Here is an 18288-nt window from a genome sequence, read left to right on the forward strand (position 1 = left end):
GCACGCGTTTTTCGCGCGGCGCAGGCTGGCGCTGGACGCCTGGCGCCGTTTTCAATCAATGGAGGGTTTCATGTCGCTTATTGACAGCATTTCGCGCACGCTCAAGGGTCTTCTCAACGACGCTGCCGATTCCGTGCAGGACCCGTCGCGCGACTCGCGGCAGATCGTTCGCGAACTCGACGACAGCATCGCGAAAGCGGAAAACTCGCTGATCGAGATTCAGGCGCAGGTCGCCACGCAGCAAAGCAAGCGCGACGTCGCCGCAGACAAAGCGAAGAAGTACGAAGACGGCGCGAAGCGCGCGCTGCAATCGGGCGATGAAAACCTCGCGCGCGAAGCGCTCGGTGCCCAGGCGAACGCGGAAGCCGAACGCAATGCGCTCGCGAGCGAACTGTCCACGCTGGAACCTTCCGTCGACCAGCTCAAGCAGCAGATCGACGACATGCGTCAGCGCCGTAACGATCTGAATGCACGCTCTAATATTCTGCAGGCCAAGCAGCAGATCGCCCAGGCCAAGGATGTCGCGGCCAGCGCGCTCGGTGGGATCGGCGGCAAGAATCTGTCGGAAGATTTCCAGAAGCTCGAAGACAAGGTGGCGCTGTCGAATGCGCGCTCCGACGCACGGCTTAATTCCGCCGACACGAAAAGCGGCAAGGCCCTCGACGACAAGCTCGCGGATCTGAACCGCGGCCCGTCCGTCGAAGACCGTCTCGAAGCACTGAAGAAGCAGTTGAATACGCCTGCGCAGTAGTCTGGTTGGCAGGACGGGTATCGCACTACCGCGCAACCATCTTGCATGAAATCGGCACCGGTGCCCTGCACCGGTTCCGATCGACACATGGAGACGGGCGGCTAGCCGCCCGGTCCGCATCATGAAGAAATTCCTCGCAGCAGCGTGTCTGTCGCTGATGCTCGCTTCGACCGCTGCGTTCGCGGTGCCGAGCGTCCAGCAGATCGAATCGGCGATGTCGCAGGGCAACTGGCAGCAGGCCGATAGCGGGCTGACGCAGGTGCTCGAAGCGCATCCGAACAATGCGCACGCGCACTACCTGTACGGTCAGGTGCTCGATCGCGAAGGCCGCTCCGGCGACGCGCTCGCGCAGATCCAGCAGGCGAAGGCACTCGATCCGCAAATCCGCTTCACCGATCCGACGCGTTTCGCACAGACCGAAGCGCGGATTCGCCGCAACGCGGAGCAGCGCGCAGGCGGCGCGCCCACGAACAGCACCGGCGGCAACTCGTTCGCGCAGCAAAACACGGCGTTCGCGCCGCAGGCGTCGCAAAGTCACGGCCCCTCGACCGGTTCGTGGATCGGCATCGCCCTGCTCATAGCGGCGATTGCGTTCGTGCTGCGCTGGACCCTGCGGCGTGCACGCTCGAAAGACGATTCGCGTAGCGACGACGAACGCCGCACGCAATTGAAACGCGCCACCGATCTGTTGAATGCCGTGCGTTCGCTGAAGCTCGACGTGCGCCTGTCTACCGCGCCCGGACACGATGTGCTCGAGAAAGAAGTTGAAGGCGTCGAAGGGCAATTGCGCGAGCAGGTCGAAGCGCTATCGAACGGCAAGAACCCGGTGCCGCCCTATCAGCTCGACGAACTCGACCGTCGCGTAGAAAGCCTGAAAGCGCGCGCCGATGGCCGCCCTGATCCTTACCCTGCCGGTGCGGCACCGGCACCCGGCCAGTCCCCGTACGCGCGCGAAGCGGATGAACGCTTCGGTCGTTCGCAGGAACAACCGCCCTACTATCCGCAACAGCAACCGCCGGTCATCGTTCAGCAAGGTGGCGGTTTCGGTGGTGGGATGGGCGGGCTGCTCACCGGTGTGCTGCTCGGCGAAGCGCTGAATTCGGGCCGCGACCGGGTCGTCGAACGTGACGTGATCGTCGACGACGAAGAGGCACGACGTCGTGCCGCCGGTGGCGACAATGGCGGCCTCGATTTCGGTCGGGGATCGAACGACTGGAACGACGGTGGTGGCGGAGGTGGCGGCGTCGATATGGGCAGCAACGACGATTCGGGCGGCTGGTCCGATACTTAAGCGATCACCGTTTCAAACATCGCGGTACCGCTGTTCCGACACCCTGCGTGCGCGCTGCCCGCAGGGTGTTTTTCTTTTTCATCAACGCGCTTCAATACACAGCGCGTAACGCTACCGGTTCATGACACCACCGAAGCCGCCACCGGCGCAGCCGGATCGTGCTGCACGAGCACCATCGCACCCGCAAACAGCCGGACGATGAAACGCTCCGCATAGTCGACCAGCGCCTCGCGATTCACCGCGTTCACGATGTACTCGTGCGACAGATGAAACAGCTGCAGCACGATCTGCGTGCAGATTTCGTCGATCGTTGCGCGCGACAGCGACGGCATCAGCTCCAGTTGCACGACGTCGTCGGCCATCTCGGCGGCGACCTCGTTGAGGTTCGCACGCACCGCTTCGCGCAGCGCCGGCGACGTGCCGTGATATTCGGCGAGTGCACTGAGAAACGCCTCGCGATTGTCGAGCGCGAACGCAAAAAACGCCGCGCTGGCGCGACGCGGCACGCTAAGCGGTTCATCGTGTGCGGCGAGCCAGCGCTCGCGCCGCAGCATCGGCCGTAGACGCCGGCTCACCCAGCTGACCGCCTCGCGCGCGAGCGCATCGAGCGTATCGAAATGGCGATAGAACGTGTTCGGATTGAGCCCCGCCTCGCGAGCCAGTTCGCGCAGGCCAAGCGTGGCAAAGCCGCGGCCGCCAGCGGTGAGCCGCAGCGCCGCTTCGATCAGCTTGCGCTTGCCCGGGGCAAGCTCCTGATCCAGATCAAGCTCGGGTTCGATGCCGGATTCGAGTTCCATGACGTCCTGCAAAACGGCGCGGAAGGCCGGAATGCATGCACTCTAAACGATCTTGACGGGATGTGTACAGTTGTCTACTCTCTGCCAGATGCGGTAGACACCTGTAGACATTGCGGTAAACACTGAGGCGGCAACAGCCGCCGATCAGGGAGACACATCACATGGCAAGCCTCGAATCCATCTCGCCCGCACAGCCGGCTCCGCTGCCGCGCCGCTCGCTCGCCGCGCGGCTGGGTATCACCAGTGTGCCGCGCGCCGATCTGCGCAGCCGCTACACGCAAAGCGGCTCGAAGTTCGTGCAGATCATGGGCGGCGACGTGCACTACGTCGAACAGGGCACGGGCCCGCGCACGCTCGTAATGATCCACGGGTTCGCCGCTTCGCTACATACATGGGATGGCATCGCCGGAGATCTCGCACGCGAGTACCGCGTCATTCGCCTCGACCTGCCGCCGTTCGGTGTGACGGGACCGCTACGCAATGCGTCGGGCGGCATCGAAACCATGAACCTGCCGACCTACCGGCGTTTCATCGATACGTTCATGCAGGCGATTGGCGTGAGCCGTGCGACGCTGATCGGCAATTCGCTCGGCGGCATGATTGCGTGGGATTACGCGGTGCGGCATCGCGAAGCGGTCGAGCAACTCGTGCTGATCGATTCGGCCGGCTTTCCGATGAAGCTGCCGATCTACATCGACCTGTTCAACTACGCGCTGGTCCGCGCAAGCTCGCCCTGGTGGCTGCCGGAGCCGATCGTCAAGAGCGCGGTGCGCAATGTCTACGGCGATCCACGCAAGCTGTCGGCGACAACGCTGCGCCGCTATATCGAGTTTTTCCATGCGGAAGGCGCGCGCACCGCGATCGGCAAGATGGTGCCGACGCTCGACTTCAAGGAAGTCGACACCGATACCATGAAGACGCTCAATGTGCCCACGCTGGTGCTGTGGGGCGCAAAAGACCGCTGGATTCCGCCTGCACACGCCGCGGAATTCACGAACCGCATTCCGGGCGCGCGGTCGATCATGTACCCGACGCTCGGTCACGTGCCGATGGAGGAAGCGCCCGAGCAGGTGCTGCGCGACCTGCGTGCGTTTCTCGTGGAGAAAACGGCGGTACTGCCGGCCTGAGTGTCGCAGGCGTTGCCCGGAACGCTAGCCGACCGTTAGTCCGTAGCGCGGCCGACGTAAACCCGAGTGTCGTACCTGAATTCGATCGTGCCGTGCTGTTCGGTGCGCTCGAACAGATCGCGCAGTGCAGCCAGCAACGGCGCATGATTCGCGTGCCCTTCCTTGGGCGCGTAGGACGACGACATCAGGCGCCCTTTCAATCCGTCGAAATCGAGTGGCTGCACGTTCGGGAAACATCCGTTGCCGACGAAGCGCGTACCGAACCAGCGGATCATCGTCGCGTCGTCGCCATAGGTATCGGCGACTTCCTGATAGTCGACGCCGTAGCGTTGCAGCAGCGCCTCATACTCTTCGAGAAACACCGAACCGGTTAGCAGGCGGCTGTTCCAGAACAGCGCGACACGCCCTTGTGTCGTGAGAATGCGTGCGAATTCGTTGCGCACCGTCACCGGATTAAACCAGTGGAACGCCTGGCCCGCGATCACCAGATCGAGGCTGCCTGCGTCGAGCGTCGTGGCTTCGGCGGTGCCGGCGACGCTGCGGTACGACGCTTCGCCACCGAGCCATGCATCGGCGGCTGAACGCATCGCCTGATTCGGCTCGACTGCTACGACCGGATGGCCCGCATCGAGAAACAGCTTCGTCGAAATACCGGTCCCTGCGCCGATATCGGCCACCCGCGCATCGTCCGCTACCCCGCATTCGTCGTGCAGAAAATCTACGACGTCGCGCGGATAAGTGGGCCGGTATTTCACGTAGTCCGCGACGCGGTCGGTGAAGCGCTGGGTGGAATCGAAACTCATCGGGGGATCCTGTCGTAACGGAAAGTAAGTGACTGAAATGAGTAGCTGAAGTAAGCGGCGTTGCGCGACTTGCGTCCCACGTTACCCGAGTTCACCGCGCGATGCATGACGTCGAGCGTTCATCCGCCGCCGAGAAAACGCAGCAGATCCCACACAAAGCGGCAGACGAGCACGATCAGCTCCCACAGCTGGACAAGCTGGTGCCAGAGTCCGACGCGGAAAAGTCCTTCGATCATCGATGCATGCGGTGTTGATGCGACGCGCGAGTAAAAACAAGGCAAGCGAAACCCTGCCGGTGAATCCGCATGATATCGGCCACGGGACATCCCGTATCAAGTTCTGCGCGCAAACGCCGTAAACGCGGACAGCAGGCGAGGCGTTCGTGCAGCACAGCACCGCACGGCGACGACCCCGCTACCGCCCATCCCGCGACCCTCTCGCGTGGGATCGATCAGGAGACACCGTCATGCCGCGCTTCAGTTTTTCGCGTCTGCGCAACCCCGCCCGTTCGCGCACCGTAGTCGGCGATATCGCCGCCCAGGCGGGCACGTTGGGCATCGAGATCTGCGATGTGTCCGGCCACGTCGATGAAGTCGCCGCGCGCGTCCAGAATCAGGCCCACGTGTGCCGCGCATTGCGCGACTCGGCGGCGCAAACGATGGCGGGCAATCACCGCATCGCCGAAGCCGCCCGCGAAATGCGCAGCGTCAGCGCACGGGCCGCGACGAGCGTCGAACAGTCGCAGCAGACGCTCGAAACATCGCTGGCGGACATTCACGGGCTCGTGGAAGGCGTCACCGTGATCGAAAGCCAGATCGGCGCGCTGCGCGCCGCGCTCGCGCATGTGAGCCGCGTGTCGGAAGAGATTTCGCTGATCGCGCGGCAAACCCATCTGCTCGCGCTCAATGCGGCAATCGAAGCGGCGCGAGCCGGCGATTCGGGCAAGAGCTTCGCCGTGGTCGCCGCCGAAGTGAAGAACCTGTCGGCGAAAACGGCGCAGGCGACCGGCCAGATCGAAACGACGCTCGCCCAACTCACACAACAGACCGAACAGTTGATCGCCGAGGGCTCGATCAACACCGAACGCGCCCATCGCGTGCGCGAAGGCACGCGCATGATCGGCGATGTCGTTCATGCGACTGGCCACGCGATCACGCAGCTCAACGACGAAGCGAGCCAGATCGCGACGCTGACCGGCGAGATCGAAACGCAATGCAACGGGCTCGAGGCGCAGGTGCTGGAACTGGCGGGCGGTGTCGAGGATTCGAGCGAGAATTTCGTGCAGGCGAAAAACCGGCTCGGTAATCTGCTCGGCGTATCCGAGACCTTGATCGAACTGACCGCGGCAACCGGCGTCGAGACGACCGATACGCCGTTTATCGAAGCGGCCCAGCGTGCTGCTGAGAAAATCGGCAAAACCTTCGAGGCCGCCGTGGCTCGCGGCGATATCGCACTCGATGATCTGTTCGATGCGCACTACGAGCCGATGCCCGGCACCGATCCGCCGCAGTTCATGACGCGCTTCACGATGTTCACCGACCGCGTGCTGCCTGCGATCCAGGAGCCGCTGCTTTCACTCGATCCGCGCGTCGCGTTCTGCGCCGCCGTCGATACGCATGGTTACCTGCCGACCCATAACCTGAAGTTCTCACAACCGCAGGGCGCGGACCCGGTGTGGAACGCGGCGCATTGCCGCAACCGGCGACTCTTCGACGATCGCACCGGACGCGCCGCGGGTACGCATACGAAGCGCTTTTTGCTGCAGACGTATCGGCGCGACATGGGCGGGAATGCGTTTGTGCTGATGAAGGATGTGTCCGCGCCGATTTTTGTCGGTGGGCGGCATTGGGGTGGATTGCGGATTGGGTATAGGGTTTAACAGCGGAGTTTGAGCGACCGGCTTCACGCACAAGCCTGTCGCTCCCGTCATTACATCAAAGAGACCACGCCGCCCTCTGCAGAACCACACGATAACCATCATGGTCCTCGAACGTTCGCCCCGACACGTCCCAATACGGATTGAACGACGGCACACCGATGAATCCGCTTTCGATCAGCCGATCACACGTCGATTGCCACTCCTCGCTGTCGGGCACATAAAACACCAGCAGATCCTCGTGCGTCGGAGACGGCGCAACCGGATGCGCACGGCACTGCGTGAACTCGAAGTGATAGTCCATGCCAGGCCGCCCCAACATCACGCCGTCGAATCCCTGATGGTCCTGAAATCTCGCCAGCGCAACGAGGTTGAGCGCGGCGCAATACATGCGCTCCGACCTGGAGAGATCGCTGACGGGGCGTGCCACTCTGAGATTCGTCATAACGCTACACTCCAACGGCTTCCGCCATCCGCCGCTTCTCCGCCCGCTGCATGAAATGATTCGCGATGATCACGCCAGCGGTCACGACACCGATAAACAGCGTCGCGAGCGCATTCATCTCCGGATTCAACCCAAGCCGCACACGTGAAAACACGACCAGCGGCAACGTCGTCGAACCAGGCCCAGACAGGAACGCCGACAGCACGAGATCGTCGATCGACAGCGTGAACGACAGCAGCCAGCCCGCGATCAACGCCTGCGAAATCAGCGGCAGCGTGATCGCGAAGAACACGCGTAACGGCGTCGCGCCGAGATCGAGCGCAGCCTCTTCTAGCGACGGATGCAGCTCACGCACACGCGACTGCACGATGATCGCGACGTAGGAAATACACAGCATCACGTGGCCGATCCAGATCGTGAAGATGCCGCGCCCCGCCGGCCAGCCAAACCACTTCTCCATTTCGATGAACAGCAGCAACAGCGAGATGCCCTGAATCACCTCGGGGATCACCAGCGGTGCGTTGATCATCCCCGTGTACAGCGTGAAACCGCGAAAACGGCCCATACGCGCCATCACGAAGCCGGCCCACGTGCCGATGAACACCGATGCGAAAGCAGTCAGCAGCGCGATACGCAGCGACAGCCACGCCGCCGCGATCAGCTCGTCGTCCTGCAAAAGTGCGGCATACCAGCGCGTCGAAAACCGCGTCCAGACGGTGACGAGTTGCGACTCGTTAAACGAATAGACGACGAGACTGACGATCGGCACATACAGGAACAGAAAGCCGATCCCGAGCGCGATGAACTGGAGGATGCGATTCGGTTTCATGAACGCTTATCTCCCAGTTCCTTCGCCTGCGAATACTGGAAGAGCGCCATCGGCACCAGCAGCAGCAACACCATTGCACACGTCACCGCGGACGCCATCGGCCAGTCCGCATTATCGAAGAACTCGTTCCACATGACGCGGCCGATCATCAGCGTATTCGCGCCGCCGAGCAGTTCCGGGATCACGTACTCGCCCACCGCCGGAATGAACACCAGCAGGCAACCGGCGATCACACCGTTTCTCGACAGCGGCAGCGTGATCTGCCAGAAGGCTTTCCACGGTTTTGCACCGAGATCGTAGGCGGCTTCGAGCAGCGTCATGTCCATCTTGACGAGGTGCGCGTAGAGCGGCATCACGAGAAACGGCAAGTACGAATACACCATGCCGATATAGACGGCCGCGTTCGTGTGATACAGCTCGATCGGCGTATGAATGAGACCGATCGACATCAGGAAATTGTTCAACAGGCCGTTGTTCTTCAGGATGCCGATCCACGCGTACACGCGGATCAGGAACGACGTCCAGAACGGCAGCATTACCGCCATCATCAGGATGTTGCGTGTGGCCGGGTTCGAGCGCGCGATGTAGTACGCCATCGGGTAGCCGAGCAGCAGGCACAGCAGCGTCGAAATCCCCGCGACCACCACCGAGTTCACATAGGTCGCGAAGTACAGGCTGTCGGTCAGCAGGAACGCGTAGTGCGACAGGTCGAACGCGAACTGGACCACCCCGTCCTTCAAGGTGACCAGTTCCGTGTACGGCGGAATGCCGAGCCGCAGATCGGCGAAGCTGATCTTCACGACCAGCAGGAACGGCACGAGGAAGAATAGCAACAACCAGATGAACGGGCCCGCCACGACGGCCGTGCTGCCCTTCAGGTTGAAGCGCCGCACCGGCCACGCCATGAAAGCATCGAGTGCGCGCTTCATGATGTCAGCACCACGCCAGCCGACGCGCTCCAGCGCACATAAACCTCGTCGCCCCAGGTCGGCGAGTCGATCTCCGAGAGCGCAAGGCTCGTGACGTTCGCGATCACCGTCTTGCCGCCATCGAGCTTCACGTGATACAGCGAATAGCCGCCCATGTAGGCGATGTTCGAGACGACGCCCTTACCCCAGTTAAAGGTGCCCTCAGGCGGCTTGCGCGTGAGCGCGATGCGCTCGGGACGCACCGAGATCGTCACCGGCATGCCAAGCGGCCCGGTGATGCCGTGGCTCACGTACAGACGGGTCGGCAGATCGGCAGTTTCGATGAAGACGTGGTCGGGCTCATCCTCGACGACATTGCCGTCGAACAGATTCGTCGAGCCGATGAACTCCGCCGAGAAACGACAGTTCGGAAATTCGTAGACTTCATGCGGCGTGCCGAGCTGCATGATCTCGCCCTCGCTCATCACTGCGAGGCGCGAGGCCATCGTCATCGCCTCTTCCTGATCGTGCGTAACCATCATGCAGGTCACGCCGACCTTGTCGAGAATGTTGACGAGTTCGATCTGCGTGCGCTGACGGATCTGTTTGTCGAGCGCGGACATCGGCTCGTCGAGCAGCAGCAGCTTCGGCCGCTTCACCAGCGAACGCGCGAGCGCCGCACGTTGCTGCTGGCCGCCCGACAGCTGATGCGGTTTGCGCTTCGCATAGCGCGCCATCTGCACGAGTTCGAGCGCGCTCTGCACGCGGTCTTTCAGTTCCGCTTTCGGGACACCTTCCTGCTTCAGGCCGAAGGCAACATTCGACTCGACCGTCATGTGCGGAAACAGCGCATACGACTGGAACATCATGTTGACCGGCCGCCGGTACGGCGGCAACTGCGCGAGGTCTTCGCCATCGATCAAAATCTTGCCCGACGTGACGCTCTCGAGACCAGCCATCATCCGCAGCAGGGTCGACTTGCCGCAGCCCGAGCTGCCGAGCAGCGCGAACAGCTCGCCCTTGCGGATGGACAGGTTGACCTCTTTGACGGCCACCGTCTCGCCGAATTTCTTCACGACGTCGACGATCTGCACGAAATTATCGTTGGCACCCCCGGCGGCGCTACCGACGACACTGCCGGCCGTGCCCGGCAAGCTCGACTGGTCACTCATGATCGATTGCTTCTACCTGTTTCTTACCGCGTTTGACGAACAAAGCCCCCGGTGAGTACCGAGGGCTTCAGGAGTTGCGTGGTTGCTTCCTGCGATCCGTTGTATTAGCGGCCGGACTTGAATTCGGTCCAGAGCCGTGTCTGCAGACGCTGGATTTCAGGCGGCAGCGGCTTCATCAGGAACAGCGTCTTGACGACATCTTGCGGCGGATAGACGGCCGGATCGTTCGCCACGTCCTTGTCGACGTACTTGCGCGCTTCGGCGTTCGCACTCGGGTAGTAGACGGCGTTCGTGATCGCGGCGTGCACCTGCGGCGTCTCGATGTAGTTGATCCATTCGAGCGCGGCTTCCTTGTGCTTCGCATCCTTCGGAATCGCCATCACGTCGAACCACACGGGCGCCCCGCCCTGCGGAATGTAGTACTCGACCTTATATGGTTTCTTCGCTTCCAGCGTCCGGTGCTTCGCGATCACCACGTCGCCCGAATAGCCGTACGCGAAGCAGATGTCGCCACCGACCAGATCGTTGATGTAGCCCGACGAGTTGAACTGCGTCACGTACGGACGGATCTTCTTCATCATCGCGAGCGCGGCGCGGTAGTCGTCCGGATTCGTGCTCATCGGGTCTTTGCCCATGTAGTGCAGCGCGGCGGCGAACACCTGGTCCGGTGCGTCGAGCAGCGACACGCCGCAGGTCTTCAGCTTCGCGAGATTCTCCGGCTTGAACAGGACGTCCCAGCTGTTGAGCGGCACGTTGCTGCCAAGCAGCTTCTGCGCTTTGGTGACGTTGTAGCCGAGGCCGGTCGTGCCGTACGCCCACGGCACCGAGAACTGGTTGCCCGGATCTGCGCCGGCGACGAGCGCCATCAGTGCGGGATCGAGATACTTGAGGTTCGGCAGCTTCGATTTGTCGAGCGGTGCGAAGATGCCCGCTGCGATCTGCTTGCCTGCGTAGTTGCTGGTCGGCACGACGATGTCGTAGCCGGAGTTGCCGGTGAGGAGCTTGGCCTGCAGCGTGTCGTCGCTGTCGTAGTTGTCGTACTGGACCTTGACGCCGGTCTGTTTGGTGAAGTTCGGGATGGTGTCCTTGGCGATGTAATCCGACCAGTTGTACACATTCAACTGCGTGTCCTTCGCCGCTGCCGTCACCCACGGTGCCGCGCACAATACGAGCGCGGCCAGCTGGCCCATCACCTGTCTCTTCATCCTGTTCTCCGTTGCCGACCGGCTCGAACCGGTCGCTTAGGTGACTTACGTCACTTACGCCATCGATACCGCGCGCCCGCGCACGGCATCCCTGAAAAATTCGAAAACTACCATTAATTGCAGCGCGCGCCAAAGAAAAAACCTTCCTGTCGCACAAACAGTACAGGGCGTGCGGCCTGCGGTTGTTGGGTCCGCTGCATGCCTGTGCCGGTTTTTGCCTTCGCCGCGCAAATCTCGCGCTGCAAAACGGGCGCAATTTTAACGGGTTATGCGCGCGTGTCCAGCCGGAAAAAAACCTCCCCCGCTATAACACCACGTCGGAGCGGTACGCGGCCTGCGCGCCATATCGCGCCGACGGTTTATCGCCAATGCATATTGACGCACGCGCGGCAGGGTAATCGATGTCTGCAGGCGAATTGAAGGGCACAATAGGCTTGGTCCGTCCGCCCGACACCTCGCGCGGACGGACCCGCTGCCCGCGCCAAACCGGCTTACCGGCTGTACCGCCCAAGATCCGCGATGAACACCAACCCGTTTGCGCTGCGTCCGAATCGCCGCCGCCCGACTCAGGGCGGCGAGCCGGGTCGGCCCGCGCACTGGTTTTCGTTCGTCGGGGCGGGAGCGCTGATCGCGGTCGGCTACATGGATCCGGGCAACTGGGCGACCGCGCTGGCGGGCGGTGCGAGCTACGGCTACAAGTTGCTCAGCGTCGTGCTGCTGTCGAGCCTGATGGCGATGCTGCTGCAATGGATCTCGTCACGGCTCGGCCTCGTCACCGGGCGCGATCTGGCGCAGCTCTGCCGCGAGCGCAATAGCCGCGCGGCGACGGTCTTCCTGTGGATCACCAGCGAAATCGCGATCATCGCGTGCGATGTCGCCGAAGTGGTCGGTAGCGCGGTGGCGCTGCAACTGCTGCTTGGCGTGTCGCTGACTGTCGGGGTGCTGTTATCGGCGGTCGGTACGCTCGCGATGCTCGCGCTCCAACAGTACGGCAGGCGCACGCTCGAAGCGGTCGTCGTCCTGCTGATCCTGTTCGTCGGGTTGTGCTTCGTCGTTGAGCTCGCGCTAGCGAGACCGGACTGGCACGCGGCGCTCGCCGGCAGCGTGCCGAGCGGGGAATTGTTACGCAACGCCGGGATGGTCTGGCTCGCGGCCGGGATTCTTGGCGCCACCGTGATGCCGCACAACCTTTACCTGCACTCGGCGCTCGTCAAACAACATGCGCCCGGCGGCACCCGGGCGGAAATCGCGCATGCGCTGCGCGGCGTGAACTTCGATACTTTCGGCTCGTTGTCGTTTGCGTTCGTGATCAACGCGGCGCTGCTGATACTCGCCGCCGCCGTGTTCTACGCGAACGGCCATCGCGATGTGACCGACCTCGCCGATGCGCACCGGCTGATTGCACCGATCGTCGGATCGCGCTGGGCCAGCATCCTGTTCGCGGCGGCGCTGCTCGCCTGCGGGCTGAACGCCACGGTGACGGGAACGCTGGCCGGCCAGGTCGTGATGGAGGGATTTTTGCGGCTGAAGCTGCCGCGCTGGCAACGCGCGCTGCTGACCCGGGCGCTCGCGATGGGGCCCGCGCTGCTCGCAGTCGCGGTGTTCGGCCCGCATGGCTCGAACCAGCTGCTCGTGGCGAGCCAGGTCGTGCTGAGCCTGCAATTGCCGCTGGCCGTGGTACCGCTGATCCGCTATGCGTCCGATCCGCTGCTGATGCACGACTGGCGCGTGCGCGGTGTGCCGCTGCTGCTCGCGTGGCTGGCTGCGGTTGCGATCCTCGTGCTCAACGGGGTGCTGGTGTGGCAGGTTGTGACGGGGTCATGATCTGTTCTCTCACGCAGGCGCCCGCGCCCTTTCGGTTAACATAGCGGGACGTTCCCGTTTTTCGCTTCCAGCTTCCAGCTTCAAGGTCTCCGATGGCATCCAATCTTCACGCACTTCCCGACAGCCCCTGCATCGGCGTCTGCTCGACGCTTTTCGACGAAATCTGCAAGGGCTGCGGCCGGACGGCGGGAGAAGTATCGAACTGGGTCTTCATGACCGACGAAGAAAAACGCGCGGTGTGGGAGCGCATCCAGCGCGAAGGTACGGCGATGCGGTTTCAGTACGACAAGCTGTGACGTGGCTGCGCGGGTGACATTCGCGTCGGCGTCCGGGCTGCTGCGTCCAGACTGGATTTGTGTTCGTACCCGCCGCTTCGCAGTTGGTCGTTATGCGGCAATTTTCGGGGCGGGCGTCACGTCGGGAATACCGTGCTGCCTCGCTTGCCACAGGTCATAGTTAGTCTGCTCGGCAAGCCACAAATCAGCACGGCCACCACGCTCCACACCTAACCACGCTTCCAGGCGCAGTGCCATTTCTGGCGAGATAGCCGCACGTTCATTCAGAACGCGCGACAGGGCCATGCGACTTACGCCAAGCTGGGCAGCGGCCTCCGTGACGGTCAGACCAAGCGCCGGGAGAATGTCCTCCCGGAGCGAAGCCCCAAGATGCGACGGATTGTGCATTCGGGACATAAACGACCGTTGCCTTTACTCCACACCCTGGCTCGCGAGGAAATCCTCGTAGTTCCCACCAAAGTCATTCAACGTACCATCCGTCTTCACTTCGATGATGCGATTGGCCAACCCGTTCACGAACTCACGATCGTGCGACACGAAGATCAGCGTACCTTCGTATTTTTCGAGCGCGATCTGCAGCGACTCGATCGATTCCATGTCCATGTGGTTGGTCGGCTCGTCCATCAGCAGCACGTTATGGCGACCAAGCATGAGCTTGCCCCAGATCATGCGGCCCTTCTCGCCACCCGACAGCACCTTCACCGACTTGCGGATATCGTCCGCGTTGAACAGCAGCCGGCCGAGCGTGCCGCGCACTGACTGTTCGTCGTCGCCTTCCTTGCGATAGGCGTCGATCCACTCCATCAGCGTGACGTCGTTCGGGAATTCCTCGTAGGTGTCCTGCGGCATGTAACCGAGGTTCGCGTTCTCGGCCCATTTGATCGTGCCGTGATCGACCTTGAGGTTGCCCCGCAGCGAGCGCAGCAGCGTCGTCTTGCCCGCACCGTTCTCACCGATGATCGCGATGCGCTCGCCCGGCTGCACGCTGATGCTGAAGTTGTTGAAGATCGTGCGATCGTATTTCTTGGTGATCTTCTCCGCGACGACGGCGATGTTATGCAGCTTCTTCTCGTACTCGAAGCGGATAAACGGGTTCTGCCGCGACGACGGCTTGAATTCCTCGATCTTGATCTTGTCGATCATCTTCATGCGGCTAGTGGCCTGACGGGCCTTCGACTTGTTCGCCGAGAAGCGGCGCACGAAGTCCTGCAGGTCGGCCACGCGTTCCTTCGCTTTCGCGTTGGCGTTCTGCTGACGCTCGCGCGCCTGCGTGCTCGCCAGCATGTAGTCGTCGTAGTTGCCCGGATAGACCTTCAGCGTGCCGAAGTCCATGTCGGCCATGTGCGTGCAGACCTGGTTCAGGAAGTGTCGATCGTGCGAGATGATGATCATCGTCGAGTTGTACTGGTTGAGCACGTCTTCCAGCCAGCGGATCGAGTTGATGTCGAGGTTGTTGGTCGGCTCGTCGAGCAGCAGCACATCGGGCTTCGAGAACAGCGCCTGCGCGAGCAGCACGCGCAGTTTCCAGCCGGGCGCGACGTTGCTCATCGGGCCGTTATGCAGATCGATGGCAATACCAATGCCGAGCAGCAGTTCGCCCGCGCGCGCTTCAGCCGTGTAGCCGTCGTACTCGGAGAACTTCGCTTCGAGTTCGGCGGCGTGCATGTAGTCGTCGTCGGTGGCGTCCGGGTTCGCGTAGATCGCGTCGCGCTCGGTCATCGCGGCCCACATCTCGGTGTGGCCCATCATGACGACGTCGAGTACCCGTACGTCTTCGTAGGCGAACTGGTCCTGGCGCAGCTTGCCGAGGCGGATATTGGGTTCGAGCATCACGGTGCCCGAACTCGGCTCCAGGTCGCTGCCGAGGATCTTCATGAACGTGGACTTGCCGCAGCCGTTCGCCCCGATCAGGCCATAGCGGTTCCCTTCCCCGAATTTGACCGAGATGTTCTCGAAGAGGGGCTTCGGCCCGAATTGCATGGTGATGTTGGCGGTAGACAGCACAGCGCGTCCCTTTGAAAGGTAGTACGGCGAAAAACCGGGTATTTTAGCAGGTTCTCGTGAACGGTTCAGGTTGGTCGGCAGCCCGGTTCACCGCTGCCAGCGCCTGGGCGATACCCCACATCATCTGAAATATGGAAATGACGACGGCTCAATCAAGTTCAAGTATGAAAACCCATCCCGCACACACGGCCGAACGATCGGCCAGCCCGATGACCTGGTGGTGACAGCCATGAACCACACCAGGACAACACTCAGGCCCATGCCTGCAAGAATCCGGAGAGCGCTGGGTATCGTCGTTTGCCTATGGCTGCTCGCGGGCATTGTGCTGGCTTCAGCGGGATTGCTCACGCGCGCCCAGCCATCCGATGTCGGCGTCGTGCTGGGCAACGCGGTGCAGCGCGACGGCGCCCCATCACCGAGGCTCGCGGCGAGGCTGGACACGGCGCTCCAGTGCTATCAGCAAAACCAGTGCAGGCTGCTGTTCGTGAGCGGCGGTATCGATCCATCGGGCACGAATGAGGCGCTGGCCATGCGAGCCTACCTGGTAGGACACGGCGTGCCGCCTGACAAGATCGTGGTCGACAGCACGGGCGGCGATACGTGGAGCACCGCCCGTCACGCAAGCGCCTTCATGCGCAGCCGGGGACTGTTCAGCGCGGTCGTGGTGACGCAATACTTCCACCTGCCGAGAGCGACGCTGGCTCTCAGGCGCGTCGGCATACGCGAAGTAAGCGGCACGTATCCGCGGTTCTGGGAACTCCGCGATATCTATTCCGTGGCGCGCGAAGTCCCCGCCTACTTCTGGTACAGCATCCGCCCGAGCTAGATCCACGCGCGGGCGATGCTCCCCGAAGGGTCTGCCGGGATTACTTCGGCAGTACGCCGTCGACACCCTCGACATACCAGTTAAGCCGCTGCAGTTCCGCATCGGCCAGCGTCTTGCCCGCCGGAACCTTCACCGCGCCGGTCTGATCCTTGATCGGACCGGTGAACACGTCCCACTTCGCGCTCGCCAGTTGCGCACGCTTCGCTTCGACGTCCTTCTGCGCAGCCGCGGAGAGGACCCCGGTGTTCAGGTCTTCAAGATTGACGGCCTTCTGCGGAATGCCCCACCACACCGGATCGTTCTTCCACTTGCCATCGAGCACCTGCTGGATCACCGCCGTGTAATACACGCCCCAATGCCCGACCACCGAGCCGAGATGTGCGTCAGGACCGAACTTCTTCATGTCCGAGTCCCAGCCGAACGCATGCACGTGCTTCTCCGACGCGGTGGCCAGCGTCGCGCTCGAATCGGTGTTCTGCAGCAACACGTCGGCGCCCTGCCCGATCAGCGTTTCGGCGGCCTGTTTTTCCTTGCCCGGATCGAACCAGCTGTTGATCCAGATCACCTTCGTATGCACCTTCGGATTCACGGAGCGCGCGCCAAGCGTGTACGCATTGATGTTGCGGACCACCTCGGGAATCGGCACCGACGCGACGAAACCAAGCGTGTTGGTCTTCGTCACATAGCCGGCCGCGACGCCTGCGAGATACGCGCCCTGGTACATGCGCACGTCATAGGTGCCGAAGTTCGCGGCTTTCTTGTAGCCGGTCGCGTGCAGGAACACGGTGTCGGGGAAGTCCTTCGCGACCTTCAGTTCGAAGTCCTGGTAGCCGAAGCTCGAACCGATGATGATCTTGTTGCCCTTGTTCGCGAGATCGCGGAAGACGCGTTCGGAGTCGGCGGATTCGGGCACGTTCTCGATCCGCGTGATCTTGATCTTGTTGCCGAACTGCGCTTCGGCTTCTTTCGAGCCCTGATCGTGGGCGAAGGTCCAGCCGGCGTCGCCCGGGTTGCCCAGATAGACGAAGGCGACGCCGGGTGCGTCCGCGGCCTGTGCCGGTTGTTGTGCAAGCGTTGCGCCGAGACCTATCGAGGCCGCAGCGAGTACGCAGGCAGTGAGTAGTTTTCTTCTCATTGTGTTTTCTCCAGTGATGTCGTTCATTGTCGAGTTAGTCGTTATTCAGAAGCACTCAGCCTGCGGCGAAAAACGGTTTGCCGAGCGAAGCCGGCGCATTCAGCCGGATCGTGTTCGGATTGCGCGAGATCAGCACCAGCACGACGATCGTCGCGAGGTACGGCAGCATCGCGAGAAACTGCGTCGGCACGGGCACGCCGATCGCCTGGGCGTAGAACTGCAGGCCCGTTACAGCACCGAATAGCAGCGCACCGATCAGCAGACGCCCCGGGCGCCACGTCGCAAACACGACGAGCGCGAGCGCGATCCAGCCGCGTCCTGACGTGAGCTGCTCCTGCCACAGATGCAGATTGACGATCGAGTAATAGCCGCCCGCGAGCCCCGCCATACCGCCGCCGAACAGCACCGCCCCGTAGCGCACACCGACCACCGGAAAGCCCACCGAATGCGCGACCTGCGGCGACTCCCCGACCGAGCGCAACACGAGACCCGCTCGCGTGCGGTACAGGAACCAGCCGATCACGGCGAACATCGCGAACGCGAGGTAATCGAGCGGCGTCAGGCTGAAAAACGCGGGCCCGAGCACAGGAATCTTCGAGAGCAGCGGAATCGGCCACGCATCGATCGTCACGCGCACGGCTGCAGACGTATACGGCTTGCCGACATACGCGGACAAACCGATACCGAAGATCGTCAGCGACAGGCCGGTTGCGACCTGGTTGGCCATCATCGTCAGTGTGAGAAACGCGAATAGCAGCGACATGGCGACGCCTGCCGCGATCGCGGCGATCACGCCGAGCCACGGGTTGCCCGTAATCGCCGTGACCGCGTAGCCGCTTACCGCGCCCATCAGCATCATCCCCTCAACGCCAAGGTTGAGCACCCCCGACTTCTCCACGACGAGTTCGCCCGCGCCGGCGAACATCAGCGGAATGGCCGCGGTCACGGCGCTCGAAGTCAATGCACTGGCTTGCTGGATATCCATGAGAGTCGTGTTGG

Annotated in this window: 18 protein-coding genes; 7 read left to right on the forward strand and 11 right to left on the reverse strand. The window is 62.4% G+C overall.

The annotated features are described in order from the left end of the window. Positions 1-70 precede the first annotated feature (70 nt). Both BWP39_RS01325 and BWP39_RS01330 read left to right on the forward strand, forming a co-directional pair. Positions 71-751: a PspA/IM30 family protein gene (locus BWP39_RS01325; RefSeq protein ID WP_091013517.1), complete on the forward strand. Its 681-nt coding sequence runs from the start codon at positions 71-73 to the stop codon at positions 749-751. A gap of 121 nt (positions 752-872) precedes the next feature. Then, positions 873-2042: a tetratricopeptide repeat protein gene (locus BWP39_RS01330; protein WP_096716575.1), complete on the forward strand. Its 1170-nt coding sequence runs from the start codon at positions 873-875 to the stop codon at positions 2040-2042. A gap of 119 nt (positions 2043-2161) precedes the next feature. On the opposite strand, the gene BWP39_RS01335 is transcribed toward BWP39_RS01330, so the two are convergent. Next, positions 2162-2839 (reverse strand): TetR family transcriptional regulator, encoded by a 678-nt coding sequence (locus BWP39_RS01335; protein ID WP_096716576.1) that lies wholly within the window; start codon positions 2837-2839, stop codon positions 2162-2164. Between the two features lie 161 nt (positions 2840-3000). Between BWP39_RS01335 and BWP39_RS01340 the strand changes: the two genes are divergently transcribed. Further along, on the forward strand, positions 3001-3966 hold the full coding sequence (locus BWP39_RS01340; RefSeq protein ID WP_096716577.1) for an alpha/beta fold hydrolase: 966 nt from the start codon (positions 3001-3003) through the stop codon (positions 3964-3966). Between the two features lie 35 nt (positions 3967-4001). Here the strand turns inward: BWP39_RS01340 and BWP39_RS01345 are convergent, their stop codons facing one another. Beyond that, a complete protein-coding gene (locus tag BWP39_RS01345; protein ID WP_096716578.1) occupies positions 4002-4769 on the reverse strand; it encodes a class I SAM-dependent methyltransferase in 768 nt (255 codons plus the stop codon). Between the two features lie 466 nt (positions 4770-5235). Between BWP39_RS01345 and BWP39_RS01350 the strand changes: the two genes are divergently transcribed. Next, the gene (locus BWP39_RS01350) at positions 5236-6648 is read left to right on the forward strand and encodes a methyl-accepting chemotaxis protein (RefSeq protein ID WP_096716579.1); all 1413 of its coding nucleotides are present in this window, start codon (positions 5236-5238) and stop codon (positions 6646-6648) included. A 55-nt stretch (positions 6649-6703) separates the two neighbouring features. Here BWP39_RS01350 and BWP39_RS01355 read toward each other — a convergent pair whose 3' ends face one another. From BWP39_RS01355 to BWP39_RS01375, 5 genes are all read right to left on the reverse strand, one after another. Further along, on the reverse strand, positions 6704-7090 hold the full coding sequence (locus BWP39_RS01355) for a VOC family protein (RefSeq protein WP_096716580.1): 387 nt from the start codon (positions 7088-7090) through the stop codon (positions 6704-6706). Positions 7091-7094: 4 nt separating this feature from the next. Continuing rightward, positions 7095-7919, reverse strand: coding sequence for an ABC transporter permease subunit (locus tag BWP39_RS01360; RefSeq protein WP_096716581.1), 825 nt, complete (start codon positions 7917-7919; stop codon positions 7095-7097). After that, complete coding sequence (locus BWP39_RS01365; protein WP_096716582.1) at positions 7916-8848, reverse strand: ABC transporter permease subunit; 933 nt, start codon at positions 8846-8848, stop codon at positions 7916-7918. The genes BWP39_RS01360 and BWP39_RS01365 overlap by 4 nt, the downstream gene beginning before the upstream one ends. After that, positions 8845-9999: an ABC transporter ATP-binding protein gene (locus tag BWP39_RS01370; RefSeq protein WP_170043818.1), complete on the reverse strand. Its 1155-nt coding sequence runs from the start codon at positions 9997-9999 to the stop codon at positions 8845-8847. The genes BWP39_RS01365 and BWP39_RS01370 overlap by 4 nt, the downstream gene beginning before the upstream one ends. A gap of 104 nt (positions 10000-10103) precedes the next feature. Then, entirely contained in the window at positions 10104-11204 is a 1101-nt protein-coding gene (locus BWP39_RS01375; protein ID WP_096716583.1) for a polyamine ABC transporter substrate-binding protein, read from the reverse strand. Between the two features lie 519 nt (positions 11205-11723). Between BWP39_RS01375 and BWP39_RS01380 the strand changes: the two genes are divergently transcribed. After that, positions 11724-13028 carry an Nramp family divalent metal transporter gene (locus BWP39_RS01380; RefSeq protein WP_096716584.1) on the forward strand — a complete coding sequence of 435 codons (1305 nt, stop codon included), beginning with the start codon at positions 11724-11726 and terminating at the stop codon, positions 13026-13028. A 92-nt stretch (positions 13029-13120) separates the two neighbouring features. Next, entirely contained in the window at positions 13121-13324 is a 204-nt protein-coding gene (locus tag BWP39_RS01385) for a DUF1289 domain-containing protein (RefSeq protein WP_096716585.1), read from the forward strand. A gap of 90 nt (positions 13325-13414) precedes the next feature. Here BWP39_RS01385 and BWP39_RS01390 read toward each other — a convergent pair whose 3' ends face one another. Together BWP39_RS01390 and BWP39_RS01395 are read right to left on the reverse strand one after the other, a co-directional pair. After that, positions 13415-13720: a HigA family addiction module antitoxin gene (locus tag BWP39_RS01390; RefSeq protein ID WP_096716586.1), complete on the reverse strand. Its 306-nt coding sequence runs from the start codon at positions 13718-13720 to the stop codon at positions 13415-13417. A gap of 15 nt (positions 13721-13735) precedes the next feature. Beyond that, positions 13736-15328 (reverse strand): ABC-F family ATPase, encoded by a 1593-nt coding sequence (locus tag BWP39_RS01395; protein WP_096716587.1) that lies wholly within the window; start codon positions 15326-15328, stop codon positions 13736-13738. A 259-nt stretch (positions 15329-15587) separates the two neighbouring features. Here BWP39_RS01395 and BWP39_RS01400 point away from each other — a divergent pair, with 259 nt between their 5' ends. Then, positions 15588-16154, forward strand: coding sequence for a YdcF family protein (locus BWP39_RS01400; protein WP_096716588.1), 567 nt, complete (start codon positions 15588-15590; stop codon positions 16152-16154). 40 nt (positions 16155-16194) lie between these two features. Here BWP39_RS01400 and BWP39_RS01405 read toward each other — a convergent pair whose 3' ends face one another. Together BWP39_RS01405 and BWP39_RS01410 are read right to left on the reverse strand one after the other, a co-directional pair. Continuing rightward, the gene (locus tag BWP39_RS01405; RefSeq protein WP_096716589.1) at positions 16195-17289 is read right to left on the reverse strand and encodes a BMP family ABC transporter substrate-binding protein; all 1095 of its coding nucleotides are present in this window, start codon (positions 17287-17289) and stop codon (positions 16195-16197) included. A gap of 55 nt (positions 17290-17344) precedes the next feature. Next, positions 17345-18274 (reverse strand): ABC transporter permease, encoded by a 930-nt coding sequence (locus BWP39_RS01410; RefSeq protein WP_096716590.1) that lies wholly within the window; start codon positions 18272-18274, stop codon positions 17345-17347. Positions 18275-18288: the final 14 nt, after the last annotated feature.

The sequence above is a fragment of the Paraburkholderia acidicola genome (genome assembly GCF_002362315.1).
Lineage (GTDB): Bacteria > Pseudomonadota > Gammaproteobacteria > Burkholderiales > Burkholderiaceae > Paraburkholderia > Paraburkholderia acidicola.

Excerpts from the sequence above, each read along its gene's own strand:
- BWP39_RS01325 (WP_091013517.1), top strand. The coding sequence starts at position 71 with ATGTCGCTTATTGACAGCATTTCGCGCACGCTCAAGGGTCTTCTCAAC.
- BWP39_RS01330 (WP_096716575.1), top strand. The coding sequence starts at position 873 with ATGAAGAAATTCCTCGCAGCAGCGTGTCTGTCGCTGATGCTCGCTTCG.
- BWP39_RS01335 (WP_096716576.1), bottom strand. The coding sequence starts at position 2,839 with ATGGAACTCGAATCCGGCATCGAACCCGAGCTTGATCTGGATCAGGAG.
- BWP39_RS01340 (WP_096716577.1), top strand. The coding sequence starts at position 3,001 with ATGGCAAGCCTCGAATCCATCTCGCCCGCACAGCCGGCTCCGCTGCCG.
- BWP39_RS01345 (WP_096716578.1), bottom strand. The coding sequence starts at position 4,769 with ATGAGTTTCGATTCCACCCAGCGCTTCACCGACCGCGTCGCGGACTAC.
- BWP39_RS01350 (WP_096716579.1), top strand. The coding sequence starts at position 5,236 with ATGCCGCGCTTCAGTTTTTCGCGTCTGCGCAACCCCGCCCGTTCGCGC.
- BWP39_RS01355 (WP_096716580.1), bottom strand. The coding sequence starts at position 7,090 with ATGACGAATCTCAGAGTGGCACGCCCCGTCAGCGATCTCTCCAGGTCG.
- BWP39_RS01360 (WP_096716581.1), bottom strand. The coding sequence starts at position 7,919 with ATGAAACCGAATCGCATCCTCCAGTTCATCGCGCTCGGGATCGGCTTT.
- BWP39_RS01365 (WP_096716582.1), bottom strand. The coding sequence starts at position 8,848 with ATGAAGCGCGCACTCGATGCTTTCATGGCGTGGCCGGTGCGGCGCTTC.
- BWP39_RS01370 (WP_170043818.1), bottom strand. The coding sequence starts at position 9,999 with ATGAGTGACCAGTCGAGCTTGCCGGGCACGGCCGGCAGTGTCGTCGGT.
- BWP39_RS01375 (WP_096716583.1), bottom strand. The coding sequence starts at position 11,204 with ATGAAGAGACAGGTGATGGGCCAGCTGGCCGCGCTCGTATTGTGCGCG.
- BWP39_RS01380 (WP_096716584.1), top strand. The coding sequence starts at position 11,724 with ATGAACACCAACCCGTTTGCGCTGCGTCCGAATCGCCGCCGCCCGACT.
- BWP39_RS01385 (WP_096716585.1), top strand. The coding sequence starts at position 13,121 with ATGGCATCCAATCTTCACGCACTTCCCGACAGCCCCTGCATCGGCGTC.
- BWP39_RS01390 (WP_096716586.1), bottom strand. The coding sequence starts at position 13,720 with ATGTCCCGAATGCACAATCCGTCGCATCTTGGGGCTTCGCTCCGGGAG.
- BWP39_RS01400 (WP_096716588.1), top strand. The coding sequence starts at position 15,588 with ATGCCTGCAAGAATCCGGAGAGCGCTGGGTATCGTCGTTTGCCTATGG.
- BWP39_RS01405 (WP_096716589.1), bottom strand. The coding sequence starts at position 17,289 with ATGAGAAGAAAACTACTCACTGCCTGCGTACTCGCTGCGGCCTCGATA.
- BWP39_RS01410 (WP_096716590.1), bottom strand. The coding sequence starts at position 18,274 with ATGGATATCCAGCAAGCCAGTGCATTGACTTCGAGCGCCGTGACCGCG.